We start from the raw sequence: 20,794 nt of genomic DNA on the forward strand, positions 1-20,794 counted from the left end.
CGTCAGAACTCAAATCCCTTCTGGGCGGCGATACCGTTGGCGTAGGGATGCTTGATCTCGATCATCTCGGTGACCAGATCGGCCATCTCGATCAGTTTGTCGCTGGCATGTCTGCCCGTCACCACCACGTGCATTTCAGGCGGACGGCGTTGCAACGCCTGGAGCACCTCGTCTTCGGAGACCATATTATACCTGATCAGATAGGTGAGTTCATCCAGGATTACGAGATGGTGCCGGTTGCCGGTGATGGTCTGAACCGCGAGATCCCAGCCTTTCCGGGCAAGAGCCGTGTCCTCGGCGATATTTTCGGATTTCCAGGTGAACCCTTTCCCCATGACGTGAAATTCAATGAGGGGGGAGATATTCTTGGCGAACAGGTGTTCGCCGCTCGTCCAGTTTCCCTTGATGAACTGGATCACACTGACCTTGTGCCCATGCCCAAGCGCCCTGAAGGCAAGGCCAAGGGCCGATGTCGTCTTGCCCTTGCCGTTGCCGGTGAAAACCGCCAGAAGTCCTTTAGTCATCTTTCGCCTCTCTCGTTCCATGACTGAAATGCCGATCATATAATTTGGACACCGCCTCCGGGGGGTGCTGGTCGAAGACCCTGCCGACACAGATCATCGCCGTCTTTCTGATCTGCCGGGCCGCCGCCACGGCGCCGATGGTCGCCAGCGTTCCCCTGACAATCTTTTCATTCTCCCAACTCGCCCGCTCGACGATGACCACCGGCGTATCGTCGGGATAGCCGCCGGCCTGAAGCTCCTCGACGACGGTGGCGAGAAGGCTGGCCGACAGGAATATCAGCATGGTGGTCTGATGACTGGCCAGGAGGCGGAGCTTTTCCCGGGCCGGCACCGGCGTCCGTCCTTCCTGGCGGGTGATGATGACCGTCTGGGCGACTTCCGGCAGGGTCAGCTCGGCCTTCAGGCTGGCGGCAGCGGCAAAGGCGGAACTGACGCCGGGGATGACCTCGCAGGGGATGGACTCGGCCTCGAGCCGCACCATCTGTTCCCGGATCGCCCCGTAGATCGAAGGATCGCCGGTATGGAGGCGGACGACGCGCAACCCTTTGTGCCAGGCCCGCACCATCAGTTCGACGATTTCATCGAGGTCGAGGCCGGAGGAGTCGTGAATTTTCGCCGTGCATCCGTTGAGCAGCTCCGGATTGACCAGACTGCCGGCATAGATGATGACATCGGCATCGTCAAGCAGTCTTCGCCCCTTGACGGTGATGAGCTCGACATTACCCGGCCCTGCCCCAACAAATGAAACGGTATATCTATTATTTGGATTCATTGTGTATTATTTACTTTAAATATTCTTGTCGCCGGTGATCAAGGTGATGGGGTTGAGACGGGTTGGATGCGGATCCGGGTAGGACCGGCGCTCGACCGCTACGGTCGTAATCTCGACCGCCAGCCCCTGGGCATGGAGCAGTTCGGGAGCCGAGTCGCGGGTCGCGTCAAGGACCGCACTGATCACGATCCGGCCGCCGGCCTTCAGCCTGGTGCAGGCGGCGGCGACGATATCGGCCAGTCTCCCACCGCTGCCGCCGACGAACACCCGGTCCGGCGCAGGAAGCTCCTGCAGCGCCGCCGGCGCTTCACCGGTGACGATCTCGATGTTCCAGGCCCGGAAAGTTTCCCTGTTGCCGGCAATATGCTCAAGCTGTTCTCTATTTTTCTCCACCGCAAAAACCTGCACCCCCCGGGCCAGACGGCCGCACTCGATGCTGATCGAACCGGAACCGGCGCCGATATCCCAGAAAATCCCGTGCGCCGGCAGTCTCAGGGCATGGATGACGGCGGCCCTGATCTCGTTTTTGGTGATCAGCCCCCGACTGTGCTCGATTTCCTGCTCCCCGAGGCCGAAGATCGGATAGGCGATTTCCCCGGACCAATCCTGGAGGACAAGAACGGTGTTCGGCTGCGCAAACTGCTGGTCGGCAATCTCCTCCAGCGATCCGGCGATTATCCGTTCCCCCGCCCCCCCAAGCCGTTCTCCGACGAAGAGCGAAAAACAGGAGCGCTGCCGGGGTGAGATACGGTGCAGTATCTCAGCGGCGATGAATGCGGGATCGTTTTCCCTGTCGGTCAACAGGCACACCTTGGGAGACGCGAGGATATCCGGGATCTGCGGTCCCGCCTTGCGGCCGTGGAGACTGATGAATCGGGCATCATGCCAGGGGACATTGAGGCGGGCAAAGAGGAGCTGCATCGAAGAGACGGCGGGATGGACGACGATTTTATCCGTGCCGAATTGTCGTGTCAGCGCCTCGCCGATCCCGAAGAACAGCGGATCACCGCTGGCCAGCACGGCGATATTCCCCTTCTCGGCATGGAACGCGATGGTCTGTAGCGCCGCCGACAAAGGGGTTATGGCAACGATTTGCGCCCGGGGGTAGCCCGACAGCTGTTCCTCGAGCAACGGTTGCATGGAACCGGCGGCGACGATCAACCTGCAGTTTGCGACCATGGCAACCAGGTGTGGAGCAACTTCACCCTCGGCCACGCCTACGATATGGATCTTGAAATCATGCATCGCTGCTTAGACCGCCTCAAGAATTCTCCCGGTGGCGAGAACGAGATAGACATTGACCGGCAGCCCGGAAACAGACTGACAGTAATCGCGGGCGGCGAGACAGGCTCCCCGGATGACCGCATCGGCGCCGTGGCGCTGCAGACGTTCAAGGATTTCTCGAGCGGTATTCGAACCTTGGAGAAAGTCGAGATTTACCGTGTTGCCGGCGAGATCTTCCAGAAAGGCCCTGGCACTTTCGGCATCAAGGGCCCCGTGTCGGACGTGAGTCTGGGGGATCGCCATCGCAGCCTTGAGAATCTTGGCCCACATGCCGCCGAGATGGATCCGTCGAAAATGGTGGACCGCTGCCTCCCGCAACGAAAACTCGAGGTAGTCACCCATCATGACATGGGCCTCTTCCGGCAAGCGACAGCGTCCCTCCATTGCCCTTTCCGAGGTGCGGCCGGTGGAGAGTACGATTTCCCCGACACCCATCTCCTTCGCCACATCCATCGAAGCGGTAATGGTGGCGGTCCAGGCGTCGGAAGAGATCGGAACGACGACGCCGGTCGTGCCGAGTATCGATAAGCCGCCGATGATTCCCAACCTTCTGTTCAGTGTGTGCCTGGCCAGAATCTCCCCGTTCGGGATGGAGATCTTCACCTGGACCCTGTATTTCCCGATTTTTTGCCCTGAGTCGGCGAAGGCCTCTTCAATGGCCTCCCTGATCATGGCGCGAGGGACTGGATTGATGGCATGGCTGCCGACCGGGAGAGAGAGACCCGGTTTGGTCACCATCCCGATGCCCCGCCCGCCGGTGATGACGAATTCTCCACCACCTCCGGCCTGCTCTTCGATGGCCATTACTTCGGCGACGATTTCGGCCCCATTGGTGACATCAGGGTCGTCGCCCGCATCCTTGATCACCGCGCATGCCGCCGACCGCCAGGTTCCTTCGATGAGACGGCAACGGCACAGGTCGAAATCGACCCTTTTCCCATTGGGAAAGGGGATGGCGATCCGTGACACGAGGACGCCGGTAAGGGCGATCAGGGCTGCACCTTTGGCCGCCGCCGCCGCACATGCACCGGTAGTATATCCAGATCTGAGTCGTTTCATGAATAAAAAAAGGCCGCCCCTTTCAAGGAACGGCCCTTAGACAAATTTTCCCAGGCATATCTTCTCCGGTTTTCCAATATCTCCGGTTTAAGTAAAAAGAAAGCCCTTCATCCCTCTGTTATGCACGGTCAAATCGTTTATTATCAGCAGTAGAATCACATCCGCACCTCCACGTATCGGCCGGATACGCAGATCCAGTGCGTACAACTATGGGAAGAAACTAATTGACAGCCTCAGACAGTTTGCTGCCTGCTTTGAATTTCGCTACTTTTTTCTCCGCAATCTTGATGGCCTTACCAGTCTGGGGGTTTCTCCCCTGACGTGCTTCCCGTTTAGATACTGAAAACGTTCCGAACCCGACGAGAGTAACCTTGTCACCTTTTTTCAAAGCCTCAGCAATTGCGGACAACGTACCGTTCAATGCTTTTTCGGCAGCAGCCTTGCTTATATCTGCAGCACCTGAAATGCTCTCAATAAGTTCCTTCTTGTTCATGTAATCCTCCCTGCTCAGATCTATCGTTACGTAGTATCAGGACTCTGTGTCCCTTCTCCTGTGTTGATGCTTTAATCAAACTGATTTCAATTGTCAAAAGAAAAAGCGGCACAATTATCTTTTGCCCGACAGCGGCTCAACAACCTACAGCCCTTTAGATTCGGGGTATTACGCCTTCTGGTGAGCAGGATAATTGAATCATGCTTCAGACGCAAGCACTAAATCGGAATCATTGATAAAATTTGAAAGGCAAGAACAACAATCGTCTTATCGTCCAGCTATCTTAATGAAATCAAAGCAGAAACCGAGGTCGGCAACATAGGACTGAAAAACGCGGCGGATATCCCCGCGATGGAAACGTTCCACGTCGCTGTAACAGAGTTCGAGGTGAATGCCATTCTCGACCAGCCTGAACCGTGATCCCGGAAAACCTGCGCGTTGGAGGAAATCCTCTGCCTGGTCGATTCGCTGCAGCAGGTCGGCCTCGATCTTCCGACCGGTCCCAATTCTCGTGGCCAGGCAGGAATTGGCGGGTTGGGCATGATTGGGCAGTCCAGCCTGTTGGGCCAGCGATCTGATCTCAGACTTGTTCAGGCCGGCATCGAGCAGCGGCGTCATCACCTGCAGTTCCCGAATCGCCTGCATGCCTGGGCGGTGCTGGAGCACATCGTCGGCATTGGTACCATCGACCAGTCGACACCCGGGATCGGCGGAAAACTCGGCTGTAAAACGCCGGTACAATCTTTTCTTGCAGAAGTAGCACCGCTGATCGGTATTGGCGACAAACTCTTCCCACGCCAACGGCTCGACGGCGATTTGCCGCAGTTCAACTCCTGTGGGAAAAACAGAACGGAACAGAGCTTGCGCCTGTTCCCGTTGCCTCCTGCCGTTGAGGCAGGATACGGCATGAACGGCAATGACCTGGTCCGGTCCGAGCGCCTGGACCGCAGCATGGAGCAGGAGCGTCGAATCGACCCCACCGGAGTAGGCGACCGCGACCCTCTCCAATTTCCTGAACGATGCGTGCAGCAAGGCACGTTTGCCTGCTGTCTCCCCGGAATTATTCGGATCCATCCGGAAGTGTTTCGGCGGGGTGGTTCAGCAGGAATCGACCGGAGGCAATCCATTCCTTCAGCATGCAGGCGATCTCCCTGGCCTTGACGACACTGGAGAGCGGCGCCGTCTGCACCTCCTTGCCGTTGACGATGATGGACCCGGATTTCAGCTGGGCGTAGCTTACCTCGCCGTAACTTCGAACGATGCCGTTGGTATAGTCATGGCCGTAGTCGACTATCTGGGTATAGATATCCTTGTCCGAGACGCCGGTAAAGGTCGCCATCTCAGCGTTGAGAATAGGGATCGGTATGCCGAGACCGACCGCCAGGCTGTTGCCGTATCCCAGGATGGACACCCCTCTCAGCCAGTCAGGGGACATCTGTTTGAGATCGCCCTGCACCATCAAGGTCCCGGCCGCCTTGCGCGGCACCCCGCCCGGGGTCCGCGGCACGGCTGGGTTGTGCTGGGTGCCGTGCCAGGTGACATAACCGATGCCTCCGCCGAGAAAGATCCTGGTGCCGATGCCGATGGTTTTGTACAACGGGTCGTTCAGCAACGGACTCAGTTCGCCGGCGCTGCAGTAGTTGGCGTTGCGGCAATGCGGTTTCAGCATCCCCATATAGGTATAGACCGCCCTGTCCGAAAGATTCACTGCACAGTTGTAATTCTGATAGCCATTGCGTGGGTTGCAGAGCAGGGCGAAAGAGAGGTCGTCGAGACATACCTCTTTCTTCATTTTTCTTCCGGCATAGCAATCAGTGCCGTAGGCCTTGGCCTCGAGCAGGACCTTTTTGCCGCGGAGAAGGTCCTCGATGACATGGCCCCCGCCATAGCGGAATTCGCCAGGATAAATCTTGTTGAGCGGATCATCCTCACATGGTTCGGTTGCGCCGATATAGGCATCGACTGCGGCAAGCCCGGCATAGGCCGGAACCTTGTTGACCCAGACCCGGGAGGCCTTGATGGTCGGGACCATCTGCCCGAAATTGAAGAACATGCCGGAGGAGCACATCGGGGCGAAAGTGCCGGTGGTCACCACATCGACTTCTCTTGCCGCCTGTTCGGCACCTTTTTCCCGGACGATCCCCACCATTTCCTCGGCAGTAACGACAACGGCCTCTCCAGCCTTGATACGGGCGTTGATTTCTTCGTAGGTCTTGCTTATTTTCTGTTTTGTCATGAACGTATTGATATTATTCAAAGGTTAGGATAAAACCGTCGCAACTGAAGACAAGGCCTCGAGCAAGCAACAGAATAAGGGAAGCTGTCGCCTGTCCGCATTTTTTTTCCGCCTTGACAGAGTTTTTTCTTTTTCCTAAGCTGATCATCCACCTGCGGAACAGGCGGACCAGTTGTCTTTCCCTGCATTCCGCATGAATCTAACAGGACAGACCATGGTTGACGAGCAGAAAAACGAAATTCACCACATACGGAAAAATATTGATGCGCTCGACAGTGAAATTCTCACCCTGCTCAAACGACGGATCGGTTTTGCCCGGGAAATCGGACGGCTCAAGGACGAAAACAATCGCGCCAAGTGGGATCCGCTGCGCGAGAGACAGATATACGAGCGTCTGCTGAAGGAAAACGGCTGTTCTTTTCCGGAGGACTCGCTGCGGACGATCTTCCACGAGATCATTACCGCCTGCCGGCTGTCGCAGCGGAATATCGAGGTTGCCTATCTCGGTCCCGAGGCGACCTTTTCACATCTTGCCGGCGTCAAGTACTTCGGTCACTCGGCAACGTACAACCCGCAGGATGCGATTGACGATGTCTTTTCCGAGGTCGAAAAAGGCCGGACTCCTTACGGGATCGTGCCGGTGGAGAATTCGATCGAAGGCTCCGTCGTCTCGACACTCGACTCCTTCATGAAATACAAGGTGCAGATCTGTGGCGAGGTGCAACTGGAAATAAGCCACAATCTGGTCTGCAGATCGGGCAATATCGAGGATATCCAGACAGTGGCGTCCCACGCCCAACCTCTGGCGCAATGTCGGGAATGGCTGCGGAAACACCTGCCGAACATCCCGACGCTGCCGGTACTCTCCACCGGCGCCGCCGCCCAGATGGCGGCCAACAACCCCAATATCGGCGCCATCGCCTCGTCGCTGGCGATCAAGCGCTACGAACTCCAGGTCGTCGTCAAGGGTATCGAGGATTATCGCGGCAACACTACCCGATTCCTGGTCATCGGCAAGAAATCGCCATCGGCCAGCGGCCAGGACCGCACTTCGCTGTTGGTCGGCACCATGGACCGCCCGGGGGCGCTCAATGAAATCCTGACCGTTCTCTCGGAAGAGGAGATCAATCTGACCAAGCTCGAGTCGCGGCCGATCAAGGGCAAACAATGGAAATATTTGTTCTTCCTTGATATGATCGGCCACATTGAGGATGAGAAGATTTTCAGGGGCTGCGAGCGACTGCGGCCGCTGTGCTCGTATTTCGAGTGGCTCGGCTCCTACCCGCAGAGCAACTATCTACCCTCCGATACGTGACATCTGCCCGGGACACTGCATGGTTTGACCATTTTCCAGGCGTTGCTGCAGCTGGTGACCTTTCGGCTTGTCGAGAACGGTATCGCGGATCACAGCCATCAGTTTCTCGTCTGTCGCCCCACCACGCAGCAGTGCCTTGATATCCCGTTCGTTGTCATTGAGCAGACAGGAACGCAATTTCCCTTCGGCGGTCAGCCGCAGGCGGTTGCACTGGTCACAGAAATGATGACTGATCGGGCTGATAAAGCCGACCGACCCCTGCCTGCCGTCGCGGGAATGGAGATGGTACACCCTCGCAGGACCTTCGAATCTTTGGGACTCGCATGGAATGAATTCCCCCATGTCGGTCAGCATCGCCAGAATATCGGAGGCCCTGATGAACTGCTCCAGTTGCCAGCTGCTCTTTTCCCCAACCGGCATGAATTCGATAAACCGCACCTGGAAGGGCTGATTGAGGGCCAGTTCGGCGAAATCGCCGAATTCGTCATCATTGATCCCCCGCATCGCCACAACATTGATCTTGATGCGGAACCCGAGATCTCGGGCCGCGATGATCCCACGCCAGACCTGATCAAAGCAATCGCGTCCGGTGATCCGGGCGAATTTCTGCGCCTGCAGGCTGTCGAGCGAAACATTGAGCTGCCTGATGCCGGAATTGTACAATGACTGCGCATACTCTTCGAGCAGGACGCCGTTGGTCGTCAGCCGGACCTCACGCAGTCCTTCGATTCTGGTCAGCCTGTCGATGAACTGGAGAATATCCTTGCGCACCAAGGGCTCGCCGCCGGTCAGACGAATCTTGTTCATTCCGAGTTCGACAGCCAGGCAGACCACCCGCAGCAGTTCCTCGTAAGTCAGCAGGTCGACATGCGGCAGGATGACGCTGTTTTTTCTCCGGCATCCGCTGTCGCCATCATTTTCCGGCATGCAGTACATGCAACGGAGGTTGCAGCGATCGGTCACGGAGAGACGGAGATAGGAAATGGTCCTCGAGAAGTTATCAACGAGAGGCGTTTTTTCGGCTCTGAAAGGGACTGTCTTCGACACGGCTTCCTGCTACTGTTATAGGAAAGAGTACTGAGGAGGGCCAGTCATTGACTTTAGCCCCGTGAGCATATATATTCTAACACTTTTAACCGAAAACACTACACCGTGACAATCGAAAATCTGTCGTTCCCCCTTTCCCATACCGCAGACTTCAATGCTAATCCTCGGAATTGAAAGTTCCTGCGATGACACCGCCGCGGCCATCCTGGAAAACGACCGGACCCTGCATGCGAGCGTGTTGAGCAGCCAGGACGGCATCCATCGCCCCTTCGGCGGGGTGGTGCCCGAACTTGCCTCGAGAAAGCATCTCGAATCGGTCTATCCTGTCGTCGCCGAGGCGTTGCAGAGGGCAAGGATCACCCTTGACGATATCGATCTTATCGCCGTCACCCAGGGGCCGGGACTGATTGGTTCGCTTCTTGTCGGGTTTTCCTTTGCCAAGGCGATTTCGGCGGTAACGGCCATTCCCTTCAGGGGAGTCGATCACATGGCCGGCCACATCCTCTCCGTCTTTCTGGAGGAAGAACGGCCGACCTTTCCCTATATCGCCCTGATCGCCTCGGGCGGGACGACCTCGCTGTACCTCGCCGAAGGATATACCAGCTTTTCCCATCTCGGCAGAACCCGGGATGATGCCGCCGGTGAGGCCTTCGACAAGGTCGCCAAGCTCCTCGACCTGCCGTATCCCGGAGGGCCGCACGTCGCCCGCCAGGCAGCCGGGTGGAAAGGTGATCTCATCAGTTTTCCCAGGGCCTGGCTCAACGAGGAATCCCTCGATTTCAGTTTCAGCGGCCTGAAGACGGCCGTTCTCAACCATTGTCGCCAGCAGAGCCAGGCGGGGTCGGAACTGGCGGTCGGTCAGGTCTGCGCCTCCTTCCAGGAGGCGGTAGTCGATGTCCTGGTCGAAAAGACGATGCGTGCCGCCCGCCGGCACGGTATTGGAACGGTCGTCCTCGGCGGCGGCGTTTCCGCCAATGCGCGACTGCGACAGGCACTGGCCACCCGGGCCGGCGAACAGGGTCTGAAATGCTTCATGCCGCGACCGGCCTTCAGCACGGACAACGCCGCAATGATCGCCCTGGCCGGATATCATGGTTTCATTGAATCCGGCCCTTCTGCGATCGACAGCGATGTCTACTCGAGATCTTCCCTCGGTTAATACGGCCTTCCATGAAGCTTGACCGGATCAGGAAATACTATTATCTCCGCTTCATCCGCCTCAAGGGGGACCCGCGGTCACTGGCCTTCGGCACCGCCATCGGTGTTTTTGTCGGTTTGACCCCGACGATACCACTGCACACGATCGTCATCCTCCTCCTCGCTTTTCTCACCAGGACCTCGGCGATCGCCGGCATACTCGTCAGTGTCATCGTCTGCAATCCCTTGACCTATATCCCGATCTACTATTTTTCGACAATCATCGGCAATGCCGTGACCCCTTATGAGCTGAACTGGGAAAAGGTCCAGGCTGTCGTCGACGCTCTTTCCTCATCCCCGGGTTTTGTCGAATCCTTCAACCTCCTGGCCGGACTTGGCCGGGAGACCGTTGTCGTGCTCCTTGCCGGCGGGGTCATCTTCGCCTTGCCGTTTGCCGTTGCCAGCTATTACCTTGCCCTGCGCATCTTCGTCAAAATCAGGGCCAAACGGCAGGCAAAGCACATCCTCAACTGACCCCAGACAGGGCCGGCTCCCCCTCCATCATTCATCGGGTATACCAATGTCAGTTTACGGCAAGACCAGATCCGCGCTGCAGCAACACCATCTCGCCCCGAAGAAAAAATTCGGACAGAACTTCCTCGTCCACCGCCATACCGCCGAGGCCATCGTCCGGGCCGGAGAAATCGGCCCCGATGACGTCATCGTCGAGGTCGGCGTCGGGCTGGCGGCCCTGACCCTTCCTCTTGCGCAAACGGCCCGCCGTGTCGTGGGGATAGAGATCGACAGCGGCATCATCCGGTTCCACCAACAGGAACACGACCTGCCGGACAACGTCATCCTGCTCCATCGGGACATCCTCAAGACCGATTTTGACGAACTGGAGCAACAGTGCGGAGGAAGGCTGAAGATCATCGCCAACCTCCCCTACTCCATCTCCAATCCTTTTATTTTCAAACTGATCGAAAACCGCCGTCATGTCGAGAAGGCCACGATCATGCTGCAGAAAGAGGTGGCCGACAGACTGCTCGCCGCTCCCGGCTCCAAGGACTACGGCATCCCCTCCGTGCTGCTGCAGCATTGCGCCCGCGTCAGGAAGATGCTGACCCTCAGCCCGGCCGAGTTCCACCCGCAGCCCAAAATCGATTCGGTCGTTATCCAGATCGCGTTCCACCTTCAGCAGGACCGGTCAGACGTTCTATCCCCTGAAGAGATGGAGCTTTTCACCAAAATCGTCAGGGCGGCATTCAGTCAGCGGCGCAAGACCATTCTCAACACCCTGTCCTCGGCCAATTTTTTCCCGGCTCTGCCTGACCGGAACGATGTCAAGAAGCTGACCGAAGACGTCATCATCACCGCCGGCCTTTCCCCTCAGGTTCGGCCCGAGACCCTCCCGATCAAAGCATTTGAAGATCTGAGCCGATCCTTTCACCGATTTTTGACAGGAACTGCCTGATTCCGTGATTTTCGCGGGGATTGCCGTTGCAATCGATCCGCCGTTCGGCAAGCCGTAGAAATAGTGATCACCATCCGGTGAGAAACTGCCGGCATCGCAACCGCAGGAGATGGGGCGCGGGTCAGCGCCACTGACGGATCCACGGCGCAGGACACGAAAATGACACGATGTGGATATCTGCAAGGAAACTGGCGGCGTGGCGGGATGAGACCGAACGGCCACAATCCGCCACGCTGTTGAAAAGGAGGATCGAACAGACTACGCGGGGAAGTTGTACGGTTGATCCGCTACATGGTCGGTTCGCCAAAGGGATTGACGTTGCCCGAGGAACTGAGATCAGCCGTTACGTAGAGGGTGGCGTGAGTCTTGCCAAGGGGGCCGCCAAAGCCTTCGGCCAGGACGACCATGCAGGTCTTGTTCGGTTTGGTGAAGGCAAGCAGGGTGTAGTCGTAGGAGGCCTCGCCGACCAGTTTCCACTTGTTGTTGCGCATCGAAGCGACGATGAAATCCTTCAGCGAATTGACTTCGACCCTGCCAGTGTAATGAAGGATGCCGCCTTTGAACGATTCGGTATTGATCGACATCGTCTTTTTCTGATCAAGTTTCATTTCGACAGGAAGTTCGAGGTCACCGAAACTGCCGACAGAATTCGCCAACGGGGGAAGATCGCCGATCCCGACGGCCGATTGATTCTGACTCTTGCCGGAACAGCCACCAACAACCAGTGCGAGTGATGCAATAACAACGAGTGTCGATATTCGTTTAACGATATGAGCCGTATTCATTGTTCATCCTCCAATTTTTTTTAAAATGAAATCGTGCACATTTTTTCTATGCGATTTCTGATTTCGATGCGCCGGGTATCCAACCGCAATGACCGCCATGAGATCGTATCTCGCACTGACGCCCAATTCAACGTTGACGTCATGCTTGTTTTTGAGGATCTGGCCCAGCCAGACTGCTCCCAGGCCTAAAGATTCAGCCGCCAGCAGGATATTCTGGATGGCGGCGCCGGCCGACTGGTGGTCCTTGACTTCGTCATATATGGCCTCCGTGTCAAGGAACACCACGATCAGGCTGTTGCAATTGGCGACGATGTGACGATACAGGGTCAGATCGGCAATATGGCTCCTGACCTTTTTGTCGGTCAGGATCACAAAGCGCCACGGTTGATTATTCTTGCCGGATGGAGCCCAGATCGCCGCCTCCACCAGGGTCACCAGATCTTTTTCAGAAACGGCCTCGGTGGTAAATTCACGGATGCTCCGCCGTTCTTTTATTGCCTTCAAGATACTGTTTTCCATATCACTTCAGCATAAATACGTGTAATCGCACATCACCAGTCAGATAAACGCGATTTGTGGTATCCCGCCAAGCATCAAGCCATCATTCATAAACTAGTTTAATTTTAAATGGTTGTCGAGAACAAATGCACCCTGCCTCAACAGACTGACCAGTCAAGTCCACCAAGACACATATATTTTATCTCCAGATATTCGTCCATCCCGTATTTCGAGCCCTCTCTGCCAATCCCCGAATCCTTCCTGCCGCCGAAAGGAGCGGCTTCGGAGGAAAGGATGCCGGTATTGACGCCGACCATGCCATATTCGAGATTTTCGGTGAACTTCCAGGCCCGCGTCAAGTTCTTTGTAAAAAAATATGCCGCCAGCCCATAATCGGAGCTGTTGGCAATCTGCAGAGCCTCATCCTCGTACCGGAAACGGAAAAGTGGCGCAACCGGGCCAAAGGTCTCCTCGTGGGCAATCAACATCTCACTGGTCACATCGAGCAGGACCGTCGGTTCAAAGAAAAACCCCGGTCCTCCCCTCCTCCTGCCGCCGGTGGCAATGCGCGCTCCTTTGGCCACGGCGTCTTCGATCTGCCGTTCCACCTTGACGATTGCCTTGTCGTCGATCAACGGCCCCATATTGCAGCCGGCACACGACCCCGGTCCGAGAACAAACCGGCGATTGACTTCGTCGACCAGACGCGTCGCGAAGGCATCATAGATCGGCTCCTGAACCAGAAAACGATTGGCGCATACGCACGTCTGCCCGGAATTACGGAATTTCGAGGTCATCGCCTCCTCCACCGCAAGGTCGAGATCGGCGTCCGCAAAGACAATGAACGGGGCATGACCGCCCAATTCAAGGGACAGTTTCTTCAGTGAATCACCGCACTCCCGCATCAGCGCTTTCCCGACCTCCGTCGATCCGGTGAAGCTGATCTTCCTGACGAGCCGACTGTGCGACAGCACTCTCCCGATGCGTTCGGCCTCACCGGTGATGACATTGAACACCCCGGGCGGCAACCCGGCCTTCTCCGCCAGCGCCGCCAGGGCCAGGGCCGAGAACGGAGTGTACGAAGATGGCTTGACGAGCACCGTGCAGCCGCAGGCAATCGCCGGTGCCGCCTTCCTGGTAATGGTCGAAAGCGGGAAATTCCAGGGAGTTATCGCCGCGCACACGCCGACCGGCTCCTTGAGAACAATGATACGTTTACCCTTCTGGGACATCGGGATTGTATCGCCGTAGACCCGTTTCGCTTCCTCAGCATACCATTCGACGTAGGAGGCACAGGAGGCGACCTCACGCATTGCCTCCTCCAGCGGCTTGCCCTGCTCCCGCGACATTATCGCCGCGAGATCGGACTGGTGGTCGAGAATCAGATTGTGCCAGCGCCGCAGCAGGTTCGATCGTTCCTTGGCGGTCAGGCTCTTCCACCGCGGAAAAGCATCGTCGGCAGAGGCGATTGCCGCCAGTATCTCCTCTTCGTCTAACGCAGGAACATGCCCCACGAGTTGCTGCGTCGAGGGGTCGACGACATCGAAACTCTGCGCCGAAGTTTTCCATTTCCCATCGATATAGCACTGCTGCCTGAACAGATCCGAATCCTGAATAATCACGTATTCCCTCACAGAATAAAAAAAGCCCTGTTGTGCATGCAGCACACAACGCGAGCTCTCTTTTCAGCCTTGCATCCAGATACGCAGGTACTATACTCGAATTCTTTACCGAATGTCAGAAAAACAATACCCGGGTTTGATCAAACTTTTTCCCTCAGGGGTAGAATGCAACGCGAAATTACCAACGTACCCGTTGTGCGGACACCGATCCGCCTCGGCCAGTTTCTCAAACTCGCCAACCTGGTTCAGGATGGAGTCGAAGCCAAGATCCGTATTCAACACGGGGAAGTCCAGGTCAACGGCATGAAGGAAACACGACGCGGCCGGCAGCTGGCGATGAACGATGTGGTCGAGGTCAACGGCCTTGCCTGCAGGGTGAGTCTGCAGCAGGAATAGCGATTGCAGTTGCCGCCGGGCCAGCCGACTGCCGACATGCGCCTCCCCGATGACGGGATCGTCGGTATGCAGCTGTTCCCCAACGCATGATTCGGCAATTTTATCAGTCTCATTCGTAGAGGTCACGATGACGTACACCGCTTTTCTTTTCAGATCGATACTTCTTGCTTTGATGGCGCAGGTCATGCTGATCACTTCGGTGTCTGCCGCCGCAACGCCTCTGCAGCATACGCTGCTGCTCTTCTATTCCGCCAATGTACTCGGTGAGATGGAACCGCGCGGCGGTTGAGGAGCAAACCGGCTGGGCGGTCTGTCCAGAAAAGCGTTTCAGATTTCAGCTCTTTCAACGCAAATCGATGCGCCGGCCGTCATCGTCGACGCCGGTAATCTTCTCTTCAAGCCGAAGGCTGCCCCCGCCACAATCGACGAAAAGATCACCGCCAACGGGATCATGGACATCCAACAACTGATGGCCGTCGATGCGGTCGCCGTTGGCCCGTACGACCTGACGGCGGGGATCGATTTTCTCCTTGCCGCCGGCAGCAAAGGATTTCCCTGGCTATCGGCCAATATTGTCGACCGCAACCGCGCTCCGCTCTTCGCTCCCTCGCTGACGATCACCAGATCCGGAATCGATATCGGCATCCTCGGCCTTACCGGCTCGAACGCCCCTCTGCCGCAGGGAACACACCTCGCCGATTGGAGGGAGATTCTGCCCCGGCAGCTGCAGGATCTCAAGCGCTCGAGCGCTATGGTCATCATCCTGTCCTCCCTCTCGTCATCCGAAAATCTCGAGATGATCAGACTGTATCCGGAAATCGATATCCTCATTACCGCTGACCGCAGCCAGGGCAACATCCCGCCGACGATCACCGGCGGGACCCTGATGACCCAGACCCAGAGCCAGGGCAGGTATCTCGGGCAACTGATCATAAACTGGCAGCCCGGATATCCCTGGGGCCATGACCTGTCTCAGGATCAGGCCCGCTTGCAGCAACAGCTGGGGATCATCGAGCGCCGTCTGTTGCGGGTGGAACGACGAAAAAACACGTCAACCAATATCGATCCCGAATATATTCGACGCCTGGAGCGGGAGAAGGAGGAGATCACGAAACAACTCGACGGGATTGTTGCACAACAGGAGAAAATGAAAACAGGCGAGAGCCCGCTCAACCGGTATACCCATTCGTTTATCGGATTGAGCAGCAACCTGCAGAATGAGCCACGGGTCACTGACAAAATCAACCGGGTCAAGGCGAGTATTGCAGCAAGCCATCTCCGCCGTCAAACCGGGGAATCCCCGGTCTGCAAATAAAGACGCTGCGCAATTGATAAAAAAAAGCGGGTCCAAATCCTGGACCCGCCACATGCCTGGTGCTGCGGCAATCAACCGCAGCACCTCTCTACCTTCTTCGTCTCAACAGCCGAAAGCCTTCTGCAGATTGGGAATGGTCTGTTTTTTACGGCTCATCATGCCGTCAACCCACATGGAAGAACCCTGGAGCTTGCCGTTGAAGGCGTTCTCGATCAGGGCCGGGTCGTCGGAGAGAACCACCAGGTCGGTCCCTTCCTTGACGACATCGGTCAGCATGAGCAGGACGGAGTGCCGTCCATCGGCCTTGACCTCGGCCATAGCCTTGAGGAGATCGTCACGGATAGCGGCGACCTGATCGAGGGTGGCAAGTTCGAGCTGACCAACGCCAACCTTGTTGCCCTTCATATCGAAATCCTTGTAATCACGGAACAGCAGGTCCTTGGCCGGAATGCCGGCCACGGAGGATTTGGCCTTCAGCATTTCCATGAACAGATCGTCGGTGTTGGCAACGCCGGCAACACCCTTGAGATCGGCGACAGCGGCCTTGTCCTCATCGGTGCAGGTCGGCGACTTGAAGTTGACGGTGTCGCTGAGGATCGCTGCCAGCATGCCGCAGGCGATATTTTTCGGGATGGCGACTCCGGCGTCCTTGAACATCTTGTTGAGAACGGTGCCGGTGCAGCCGACAGGCTCGGCGCGGAACAGGATCGGGTTGTTGGTGGTGACATCACCGATCTTGTGGTGGTCGACGATCATGACCACATTGGCGGAGGCCAGGTTGGCAGGACCCTGGGCGAGATCGCTGAAATCGACGAGCGCGATGTCCTTGCCGGCGGCGTCGTTCAGCAGTTCGGGGGCGGCGAGATCGAACTGGCCCAGCAACATCTTGGATTCCGGGTTCAGCGCATCGGCGGTGGTCTGCATGCAGGCTTTGGCATCCTTGCCCTGGGCTTTCAGCAGAGCGGCCAGAGCGATTGACGACATTACAGAATCGGTATCCGGGTTTGAATGTCCAACCACACAAATTGTCATCGTAAATCCTCCATTAAAAAAGTGTATGATGTAAAATGGTTAACTCCTGGAAAACCAGTTTGTCCCGCTCATCTTTTTCGTTCGAAAATTAACGAGGTAGCATAGTGTCTTCACTACTCCGCGTCAAGCAGAAAAAGCTGTTCTCCCTATCCGGCTCCGATCCCGGGGAATCGCGCCGTCTTCCTCCAAGGTACTTCAACCGTGACAATACGCTGACCCTGCGGTATATTTCGACAATCTACAGTTCGATCGATCTCCATCCGTGCCGCCGCCCTCATTTACCCCAAGGCAAAGACTATGGATTATAGCGAAAATGATCCCGCCCCCCGCCCTCGTCGCAGAAAGCGATCACCGTGGAAATTTTTCCTTCTCCTCCTCCTGATCCTTGCCCTCCTGGTCGGCGCCTTCGCCTTCGTGACCCGCAACGATCCGCGTTTTTCCCTTAATCGATTGATCGACAGATCAGACCGGCACACCGCATCGCCGACCGTTCAGCCGCCATCTGCCGATACAGCGAAAACCGTCGTCATGCCGGGACAGACGCCGCCGGCACAGGACGAGCCGGCCACCGCCGAACCTGGCACGGCACCAGGCGAGGACAACAAGCCGGCTGTCGCCGAAGCCGACGATGGCGCCGGCGAAGACAGCGGGTTGACCGAGGAAGAGCTGTGTTCCCGGGAAAGCGCGAAGCTCGAGGCCTTCTACACCCATCTCGATCAGCAGCCGTACATCAAATCATTCAAGCTCACGCAACCGAGCAGGGAGCATTTCTCCGGCCTGTTCCGGAAACTGGCCGCCCAACCGCCGATCGTCAGCCGCGAAACCGACGACCTGTATACGATCCTCAAGAACACCGCCCACTTCTTCAGAGTCATCGGCAAGGATAACATCCTCCTGATCAAGGGGATACTCGATCAGGAGAAGGAATCCTATGAGGACATTGTCGCCTCCCTCTATCGCCTGACAGGCCATCCGGACTGCCTGCAGAGCCGATTGGGCCTGCAGATTCCGGAGTCGGTCTATTACGATTATTCCGGGTTCTTTCTCAACACCATGGGAGGGAGGCTGTATCTCTTCCGGCGCGATTCGAAATCGCGGATGATCGTCAACTACTATGCCATTCTTGTTGTCGACCGTGCCAATCAAAACGGCACCAACAGCCATGGCATAGACATCAGGCCGGCCATATCGTCGTTGATCTCTGACATCGAGAGCGGCGGCGCCCAGCTCAAACTGCGGGAAACTTATCTGGACCAGCTGTATGCCCTGAAGGAAAAGTATCCGGAACCGGTTCAGTAAACCTCACTTCATCCATACGATTATAAGGGTATCCCTATGGACATCTGGTATGTGGCGATCAACGGCCAGCAGCAAGGTCCGTTTTCCCGGGAACATCTGCGGCAGTCACTGGCGGTCGGTTCCTGCTCGCCGGACACCCTGGTCTGGCGCCAGGGTTTTGATGCCTGGCGACCGATAGCCCAGGTCCCGGAGCTGCTCGCACCCGCGACATCACTCACACCACCGCTCCCTTACGCCGCCGGCGCCATGGCTCACGATATCGATTACCAGATCTTCGGCAATGAAATGCAGTTTGTCGAGATCGAACTTGACAGTCAGGAAAGTGCGGTGGCCGAGGCCGGTTCGATGATGTACATGTCGAACTTCATCAGAATGGAGACGATCTTCGGTGACGGCAGTTCCTCCGACGCGACGGGGGGATTGCTGGACAAGATGCTCGGGGCCGGCAAGCGCCTGATCACCGGGGAAAGCCTGTTCACGACTGTTTTTACCAACGTCGGCAGCGACAAAGGCAAGGTGGCCTTCGCCTCACCCTATCCCGGCAAGATCATCCCTCTCGACTTGAACCAGTGCGGCCGAAAACTCGTGTGTCAGAAAGATGCGTTCCTCTGCGCCGCCAAAGGGGTGGCCATCGGCGTTGAATTTCAGAAAAAGATCGGCGTTGCCCTGTTCGGCGGTGAAGGTTTCATCATGCAGAAACTCGAAGGCGCCGGGATGGTGTTCATCCATGCCGGAGGAACCATCGTCGAGAAAGAACTGCAGGCGGGAGAGACCCTGCGGGTCGACACCGGCTGCCTCGTCGCCCTGACCCAGACGGTGCACTACGACATCGAATTCGTCGGTGGGGTCAAGTCGGCGCTGTTCGGCGGCGAGGGTTTCTTTTTCGCCACCCTGCAGGGACCGGGGCACGTGTGGCTGCAGTCTCTGCCCTTCTCGAGACTCGCCGGGCGCATCCACGAAACGGCGCCGCAAAACAACGCCGGTTTTTCGACCAGCGGCGAGGGCTCGATTCTCGGGGGGCTGGGCAATCTTTTCGAGCGCTGATCGGAACCGATCATTTATTTTTTCGGGCAGCCGGGGCGACACGCCGAGGCTGGACATCCGCCGGGATCCAAATGTCCAACGATGCCGATTCTCGCGGTATTCCCGGGTTGCCGCCACTTGCCATCCTCAATCAACACACCTGATCCGATGAACGAAAACCTGCTGAACACTTCCCTGTTTCAATTCCTGGGCGCCGCAACCTCGTCGTACCATGCCGTCGCCGCAATCGCCGGCCTGCTGGAGAAGGCCGGGTTCATCAGGTTGCGGGAAGATCAGTACTGGTCCGTGGCGGCCGGTCATTCCTATTTTACGGTACGCGATGATGCCGGTCTGATCGCCTTCAGGCTTGGGGAAGGCAATACCCCCGAAGACGGTTTCAGAATGCTGGCGACCCACAGCGACAGTCCCGGCCTGCAGATCAAGCCGCGGGCCGACAGGCAGACCGGGAAATACCTGCAACTGGGGGTGGAGATTTATGGCGGCCCGCTCCTCAATCCCTGGTTCGACCGGGACCTGACGCTGGCCGGCCGGGCCTGCTGCACCATGACGGACGGCGGGCTCCAGACCCTGCTGGTGAATTTTGCCCGCCCGCTGCTGGTCATCCCCAGTCTGGCGCTGCATTTCGACCGGTCTGCCAACGACAACAGGAGCATCAACGCCCAGATGCACATGGCTCCGATCATCGCTCAGAGCCTGACCGATCAGCTCCCCGCCTTCCGCGACATCCTGCTCGACCAGCTCTGCCGCCAGCACCCCGACCTGCCGATCGCCGATGTTTCCGGCTTCGACCTGTTCTGCTGCGACACCCAGGGGCCGGCCTGTACCGGAGTGAAAGGCGAGTTCATCAGCGCCGGCCGGCTTGACAACCTCCTCAGCTGCCACGTGGCGACCATGGCCCTCACCGCCGCCGATCTTGCCCACAACAGCCTGCTGTTCTGCGCCAACCACGAGGAAAACGGCTCGGTCTCGTCATCCGGGGCACGGGGGGCGTTTCTCGATGCCACCCTGGAACGGCTCATTCCGAATCCGCAGTCCCGACGGATCGCCCTTGCCCGCTCGTTTTTGCTGTCGATCGACAACGCCCATGCGGTCCACCCCAATTTCAAGGACCTCTCTGAGCCGCAGCACGAGGTCGTGCTCAACGGCGGCCCGGTGATCAAGATCAACGCCAACCAGCGGTATGCCACGAACTGCGTCAGTGCCTCGATCCTCAAACGCTTTGCCGGCGAGGCCGGGGTCCCGCTGCAGGAATTCGTCATGCGCTCCGACCTGCCCTGCGGCTCGACCATCGGTCCCCTGACCGCCGCCAGGCTGGGTGTGCCGACCGTGGACATCGGCGCCGCCACCCTGGCGATGCACAGCATTCGCGAACTGGCCGGAAGCAGGGACCCGTATCTGCTCTATCGGATGATCCACCGGTTCCTGGTCTCAGCCACGGCGGTGACGGCGACCGGCTGAAGCG

At 57.5% G+C, this 20,794-nt stretch carries 22 protein-coding genes; 10 read left to right on the top strand and 12 right to left on the bottom strand.

What is annotated here, in order from left to right; translation table 11 throughout:
• Positions 1–2 precede the first annotated feature (2 nt).
• From cobO to HNQ81_RS01220, 7 genes are all read right to left on the bottom strand, one after another.
• The gene (cobO, locus tag HNQ81_RS01190; RefSeq protein ID WP_183347460.1) at positions 3–524 is read right to left on the bottom strand and encodes a cob(I)yrinic acid a,c-diamide adenosyltransferase; all 522 of its coding nucleotides are present in this window, start codon (positions 522–524) and stop codon (positions 3–5) included.
• The gene (gene cobM, locus HNQ81_RS01195) at positions 517–1,296 is read right to left on the bottom strand and encodes a precorrin-4 C(11)-methyltransferase (protein WP_183347462.1); all 780 of its coding nucleotides are present in this window, start codon (positions 1,294–1,296) and stop codon (positions 517–519) included. Before cobM ends, cobO begins: the two co-directional genes overlap by 8 nt.
• A gap of 15 nt (positions 1,297–1,311) precedes the next feature.
• Positions 1,312–2,541: a precorrin-6y C5,15-methyltransferase (decarboxylating) subunit CbiE gene (cbiE, locus tag HNQ81_RS01200; protein WP_183347464.1), complete on the bottom strand. Its 1,230-nt coding sequence runs from the start codon at positions 2,539–2,541 to the stop codon at positions 1,312–1,314.
• A 6-nt stretch (positions 2,542–2,547) separates the two neighbouring features.
• Entirely contained in the window at positions 2,548–3,639 is a 1,092-nt protein-coding gene (gene cbiD, locus HNQ81_RS01205) for a cobalt-precorrin-5B (C(1))-methyltransferase CbiD (RefSeq protein ID WP_183347467.1), read from the bottom strand.
• A 220-nt stretch (positions 3,640–3,859) separates the two neighbouring features.
• On the bottom strand, positions 3,860–4,132 hold the full coding sequence (locus HNQ81_RS01210; protein WP_183347469.1) for an HU family DNA-binding protein: 273 nt from the start codon (positions 4,130–4,132) through the stop codon (positions 3,860–3,862).
• A 267-nt stretch (positions 4,133–4,399) separates the two neighbouring features.
• Positions 4,400–5,164: an ATP-dependent sacrificial sulfur transferase LarE gene (larE, locus tag HNQ81_RS01215; RefSeq protein WP_183347472.1), complete on the bottom strand. Its 765-nt coding sequence runs from the start codon at positions 5,162–5,164 to the stop codon at positions 4,400–4,402.
• Positions 5,165–5,192: 28 nt separating this feature from the next.
• The gene (locus HNQ81_RS01220) at positions 5,193–6,368 is read right to left on the bottom strand and encodes a homocysteine biosynthesis protein (RefSeq protein ID WP_183347473.1); all 1,176 of its coding nucleotides are present in this window, start codon (positions 6,366–6,368) and stop codon (positions 5,193–5,195) included.
• Positions 6,369–6,582: 214 nt separating this feature from the next.
• On the opposite strand from HNQ81_RS01220, the gene pheA reads away from it, so the two are divergent.
• The gene (pheA, locus tag HNQ81_RS01225) at positions 6,583–7,683 is read left to right on the top strand and encodes a prephenate dehydratase (protein ID WP_183347475.1); all 1,101 of its coding nucleotides are present in this window, start codon (positions 6,583–6,585) and stop codon (positions 7,681–7,683) included.
• Here pheA and moaA read toward each other — a convergent pair.
• Positions 7,666–8,730: a GTP 3',8-cyclase MoaA gene (gene moaA, locus HNQ81_RS01230; protein ID WP_183347477.1), complete on the bottom strand. Its 1,065-nt coding sequence runs from the start codon at positions 8,728–8,730 to the stop codon at positions 7,666–7,668. The genes pheA and moaA overlap by 18 nt on opposite strands.
• A 154-nt stretch (positions 8,731–8,884) precedes the next feature.
• On the opposite strand from moaA, the gene tsaD reads away from it, so the two are divergent.
• From tsaD to rsmA, 3 genes are read left to right on the top strand one after another with little or no spacing between them, the layout of a single operon-like run.
• The gene (tsaD, locus tag HNQ81_RS01235; RefSeq protein ID WP_183347479.1) at positions 8,885–9,889 is read left to right on the top strand and encodes a tRNA (adenosine(37)-N6)-threonylcarbamoyltransferase complex transferase subunit TsaD; all 1,005 of its coding nucleotides are present in this window, start codon (positions 8,885–8,887) and stop codon (positions 9,887–9,889) included.
• An 11-nt stretch (positions 9,890–9,900) separates the two neighbouring features.
• A complete protein-coding gene (locus HNQ81_RS01240; RefSeq protein WP_183347481.1) occupies positions 9,901–10,401 on the top strand; it encodes a DUF2062 domain-containing protein in 501 nt (166 codons plus the stop codon).
• A gap of 46 nt (positions 10,402–10,447) precedes the next feature.
• Positions 10,448–11,341 carry a 16S rRNA (adenine(1518)-N(6)/adenine(1519)-N(6))-dimethyltransferase RsmA gene (gene rsmA, locus HNQ81_RS01245; protein WP_183347483.1) on the top strand — a complete coding sequence of 298 codons (894 nt, stop codon included), beginning with the start codon at positions 10,448–10,450 and terminating at the stop codon, positions 11,339–11,341.
• A 287-nt stretch (positions 11,342–11,628) separates the two neighbouring features.
• Here the strand turns inward: rsmA and HNQ81_RS01250 are convergent, their stop codons facing one another.
• The 3 genes from HNQ81_RS01250 to HNQ81_RS01260 all read right to left on the bottom strand — a co-directional run bounded on the left by HNQ81_RS01250 (position 11,629) and on the right by HNQ81_RS01260 (position 14,246).
• Positions 11,629–12,126 (bottom strand): hypothetical protein, encoded by a 498-nt coding sequence (locus HNQ81_RS01250; protein ID WP_183347485.1) that lies wholly within the window; start codon positions 12,124–12,126, stop codon positions 11,629–11,631.
• Between the two features lie 3 nt (positions 12,127–12,129).
• Positions 12,130–12,645, bottom strand: a complete 516-nt coding sequence (locus tag HNQ81_RS01255) for a nitroreductase family protein (RefSeq protein WP_183347487.1) — start codon at positions 12,643–12,645, stop codon at positions 12,130–12,132.
• 137 nt (positions 12,646–12,782) lie between these two features.
• Entirely contained in the window at positions 12,783–14,246 is a 1,464-nt protein-coding gene (locus HNQ81_RS01260; protein WP_183347489.1) for a succinate-semialdehyde dehydrogenase, read from the bottom strand.
• A 165-nt stretch (positions 14,247–14,411) separates the two neighbouring features.
• On the opposite strand from HNQ81_RS01260, the gene HNQ81_RS01265 reads away from it, so the two are divergent.
• The 3 genes from HNQ81_RS01265 to HNQ81_RS01275 all read left to right on the top strand — a co-directional run bounded on the left by HNQ81_RS01265 (position 14,412) and on the right by HNQ81_RS01275 (position 15,957).
• A complete protein-coding gene (locus tag HNQ81_RS01265; protein ID WP_183347490.1) occupies positions 14,412–14,642 on the top strand; it encodes an RNA-binding S4 domain-containing protein in 231 nt (76 codons plus the stop codon).
• 127 nt (positions 14,643–14,769) lie between these two features.
• The gene (locus HNQ81_RS01270; protein ID WP_183347491.1) at positions 14,770–14,931 is read left to right on the top strand and encodes a hypothetical protein; all 162 of its coding nucleotides are present in this window, start codon (positions 14,770–14,772) and stop codon (positions 14,929–14,931) included.
• A gap of 162 nt (positions 14,932–15,093) precedes the next feature.
• Positions 15,094–15,957 carry a bifunctional UDP-sugar hydrolase/5'-nucleotidase gene (locus tag HNQ81_RS01275; RefSeq protein WP_183347492.1) on the top strand — a complete coding sequence of 288 codons (864 nt, stop codon included), beginning with the start codon at positions 15,094–15,096 and terminating at the stop codon, positions 15,955–15,957.
• A 102-nt stretch (positions 15,958–16,059) separates the two neighbouring features.
• On the opposite strand, the gene HNQ81_RS01280 is transcribed toward HNQ81_RS01275, so the two are convergent.
• Entirely contained in the window at positions 16,060–16,989 is a 930-nt protein-coding gene (locus HNQ81_RS01280) for a manganese-dependent inorganic pyrophosphatase (protein WP_183347493.1), read from the bottom strand.
• Between the two features lie 297 nt (positions 16,990–17,286).
• Between HNQ81_RS01280 and HNQ81_RS01285 the strand changes: the two genes are divergently transcribed.
• The 3 genes from HNQ81_RS01285 (at position 17,287) to HNQ81_RS01295 (ending at position 20,790) form a co-directional block, all read left to right on the top strand.
• Positions 17,287–18,288, top strand: coding sequence for a hypothetical protein (locus tag HNQ81_RS01285; RefSeq protein WP_183347494.1), 1,002 nt, complete (start codon positions 17,287–17,289; stop codon positions 18,286–18,288).
• Positions 18,289–18,324: 36 nt separating this feature from the next.
• Complete coding sequence (locus HNQ81_RS01290) at positions 18,325–19,332, top strand: TIGR00266 family protein (protein WP_183347495.1); 1,008 nt, start codon at positions 18,325–18,327, stop codon at positions 19,330–19,332.
• Positions 19,333–19,479: 147 nt separating this feature from the next.
• Positions 19,480–20,790, top strand: coding sequence for a M18 family aminopeptidase (locus tag HNQ81_RS01295; protein ID WP_183347497.1), 1,311 nt, complete (start codon positions 19,480–19,482; stop codon positions 20,788–20,790).
• The last annotated feature ends 4 nt before the right edge of the window (positions 20,791–20,794 follow it).

Origin of the sequence: Desulfoprunum benzoelyticum (assembly GCF_014201505.1) — a bacterium.
In the GTDB taxonomy this organism is placed as follows: domain Bacteria; phylum Desulfobacterota; class Desulfobulbia; order Desulfobulbales; family Desulfocapsaceae; genus Desulfoprunum; species Desulfoprunum benzoelyticum.

Bases quoted from the DNA above. Each gene is read 5' to 3' on its own strand.
- cobO (WP_183347460.1), bottom strand. From the start codon at position 524: ATGACTAAAGGACTTCTGGCGGTTTTCACCGGCAACGGCAAGGGCAAG.
- cobM (WP_183347462.1), bottom strand. From the start codon at position 1,296: ATGAATCCAAATAATAGATATACCGTTTCATTTGTTGGGGCAGGGCCG.
- cbiE (WP_183347464.1), bottom strand. From the start codon at position 2,541: ATGCATGATTTCAAGATCCATATCGTAGGCGTGGCCGAGGGTGAAGTT.
- cbiD (WP_183347467.1), bottom strand. From the start codon at position 3,639: ATGAAACGACTCAGATCTGGATATACTACCGGTGCATGTGCGGCGGCG.
- HNQ81_RS01210 (WP_183347469.1), bottom strand. From the start codon at position 4,132: ATGAACAAGAAGGAACTTATTGAGAGCATTTCAGGTGCTGCAGATATA.
- HNQ81_RS01220 (WP_183347473.1), bottom strand. From the start codon at position 6,368: ATGACAAAACAGAAAATAAGCAAGACCTACGAAGAAATCAACGCCCGT.
- pheA (WP_183347475.1), top strand. From the start codon at position 6,583: ATGGTTGACGAGCAGAAAAACGAAATTCACCACATACGGAAAAATATT.
- tsaD (WP_183347479.1), top strand. From the start codon at position 8,885: ATGCTAATCCTCGGAATTGAAAGTTCCTGCGATGACACCGCCGCGGCC.
- HNQ81_RS01240 (WP_183347481.1), top strand. From the start codon at position 9,901: ATGAAGCTTGACCGGATCAGGAAATACTATTATCTCCGCTTCATCCGC.
- rsmA (WP_183347483.1), top strand. From the start codon at position 10,448: ATGTCAGTTTACGGCAAGACCAGATCCGCGCTGCAGCAACACCATCTC.
- HNQ81_RS01250 (WP_183347485.1), bottom strand. From the start codon at position 12,126: ATGAATACGGCTCATATCGTTAAACGAATATCGACACTCGTTGTTATT.
- HNQ81_RS01255 (WP_183347487.1), bottom strand. From the start codon at position 12,645: ATGGAAAACAGTATCTTGAAGGCAATAAAAGAACGGCGGAGCATCCGT.
- HNQ81_RS01265 (WP_183347490.1), top strand. From the start codon at position 14,412: ATGCAACGCGAAATTACCAACGTACCCGTTGTGCGGACACCGATCCGC.
- HNQ81_RS01270 (WP_183347491.1), top strand. From the start codon at position 14,770: ATGACGTACACCGCTTTTCTTTTCAGATCGATACTTCTTGCTTTGATG.
- HNQ81_RS01275 (WP_183347492.1), top strand. From the start codon at position 15,094: ATGGACATCCAACAACTGATGGCCGTCGATGCGGTCGCCGTTGGCCCG.
- HNQ81_RS01280 (WP_183347493.1), bottom strand. From the start codon at position 16,989: ATGACAATTTGTGTGGTTGGACATTCAAACCCGGATACCGATTCTGTA.
- HNQ81_RS01285 (WP_183347494.1), top strand. From the start codon at position 17,287: ATGGATTATAGCGAAAATGATCCCGCCCCCCGCCCTCGTCGCAGAAAG.
- HNQ81_RS01290 (WP_183347495.1), top strand. From the start codon at position 18,325: ATGGACATCTGGTATGTGGCGATCAACGGCCAGCAGCAAGGTCCGTTT.
- HNQ81_RS01295 (WP_183347497.1), top strand. From the start codon at position 19,480: ATGAACGAAAACCTGCTGAACACTTCCCTGTTTCAATTCCTGGGCGCC.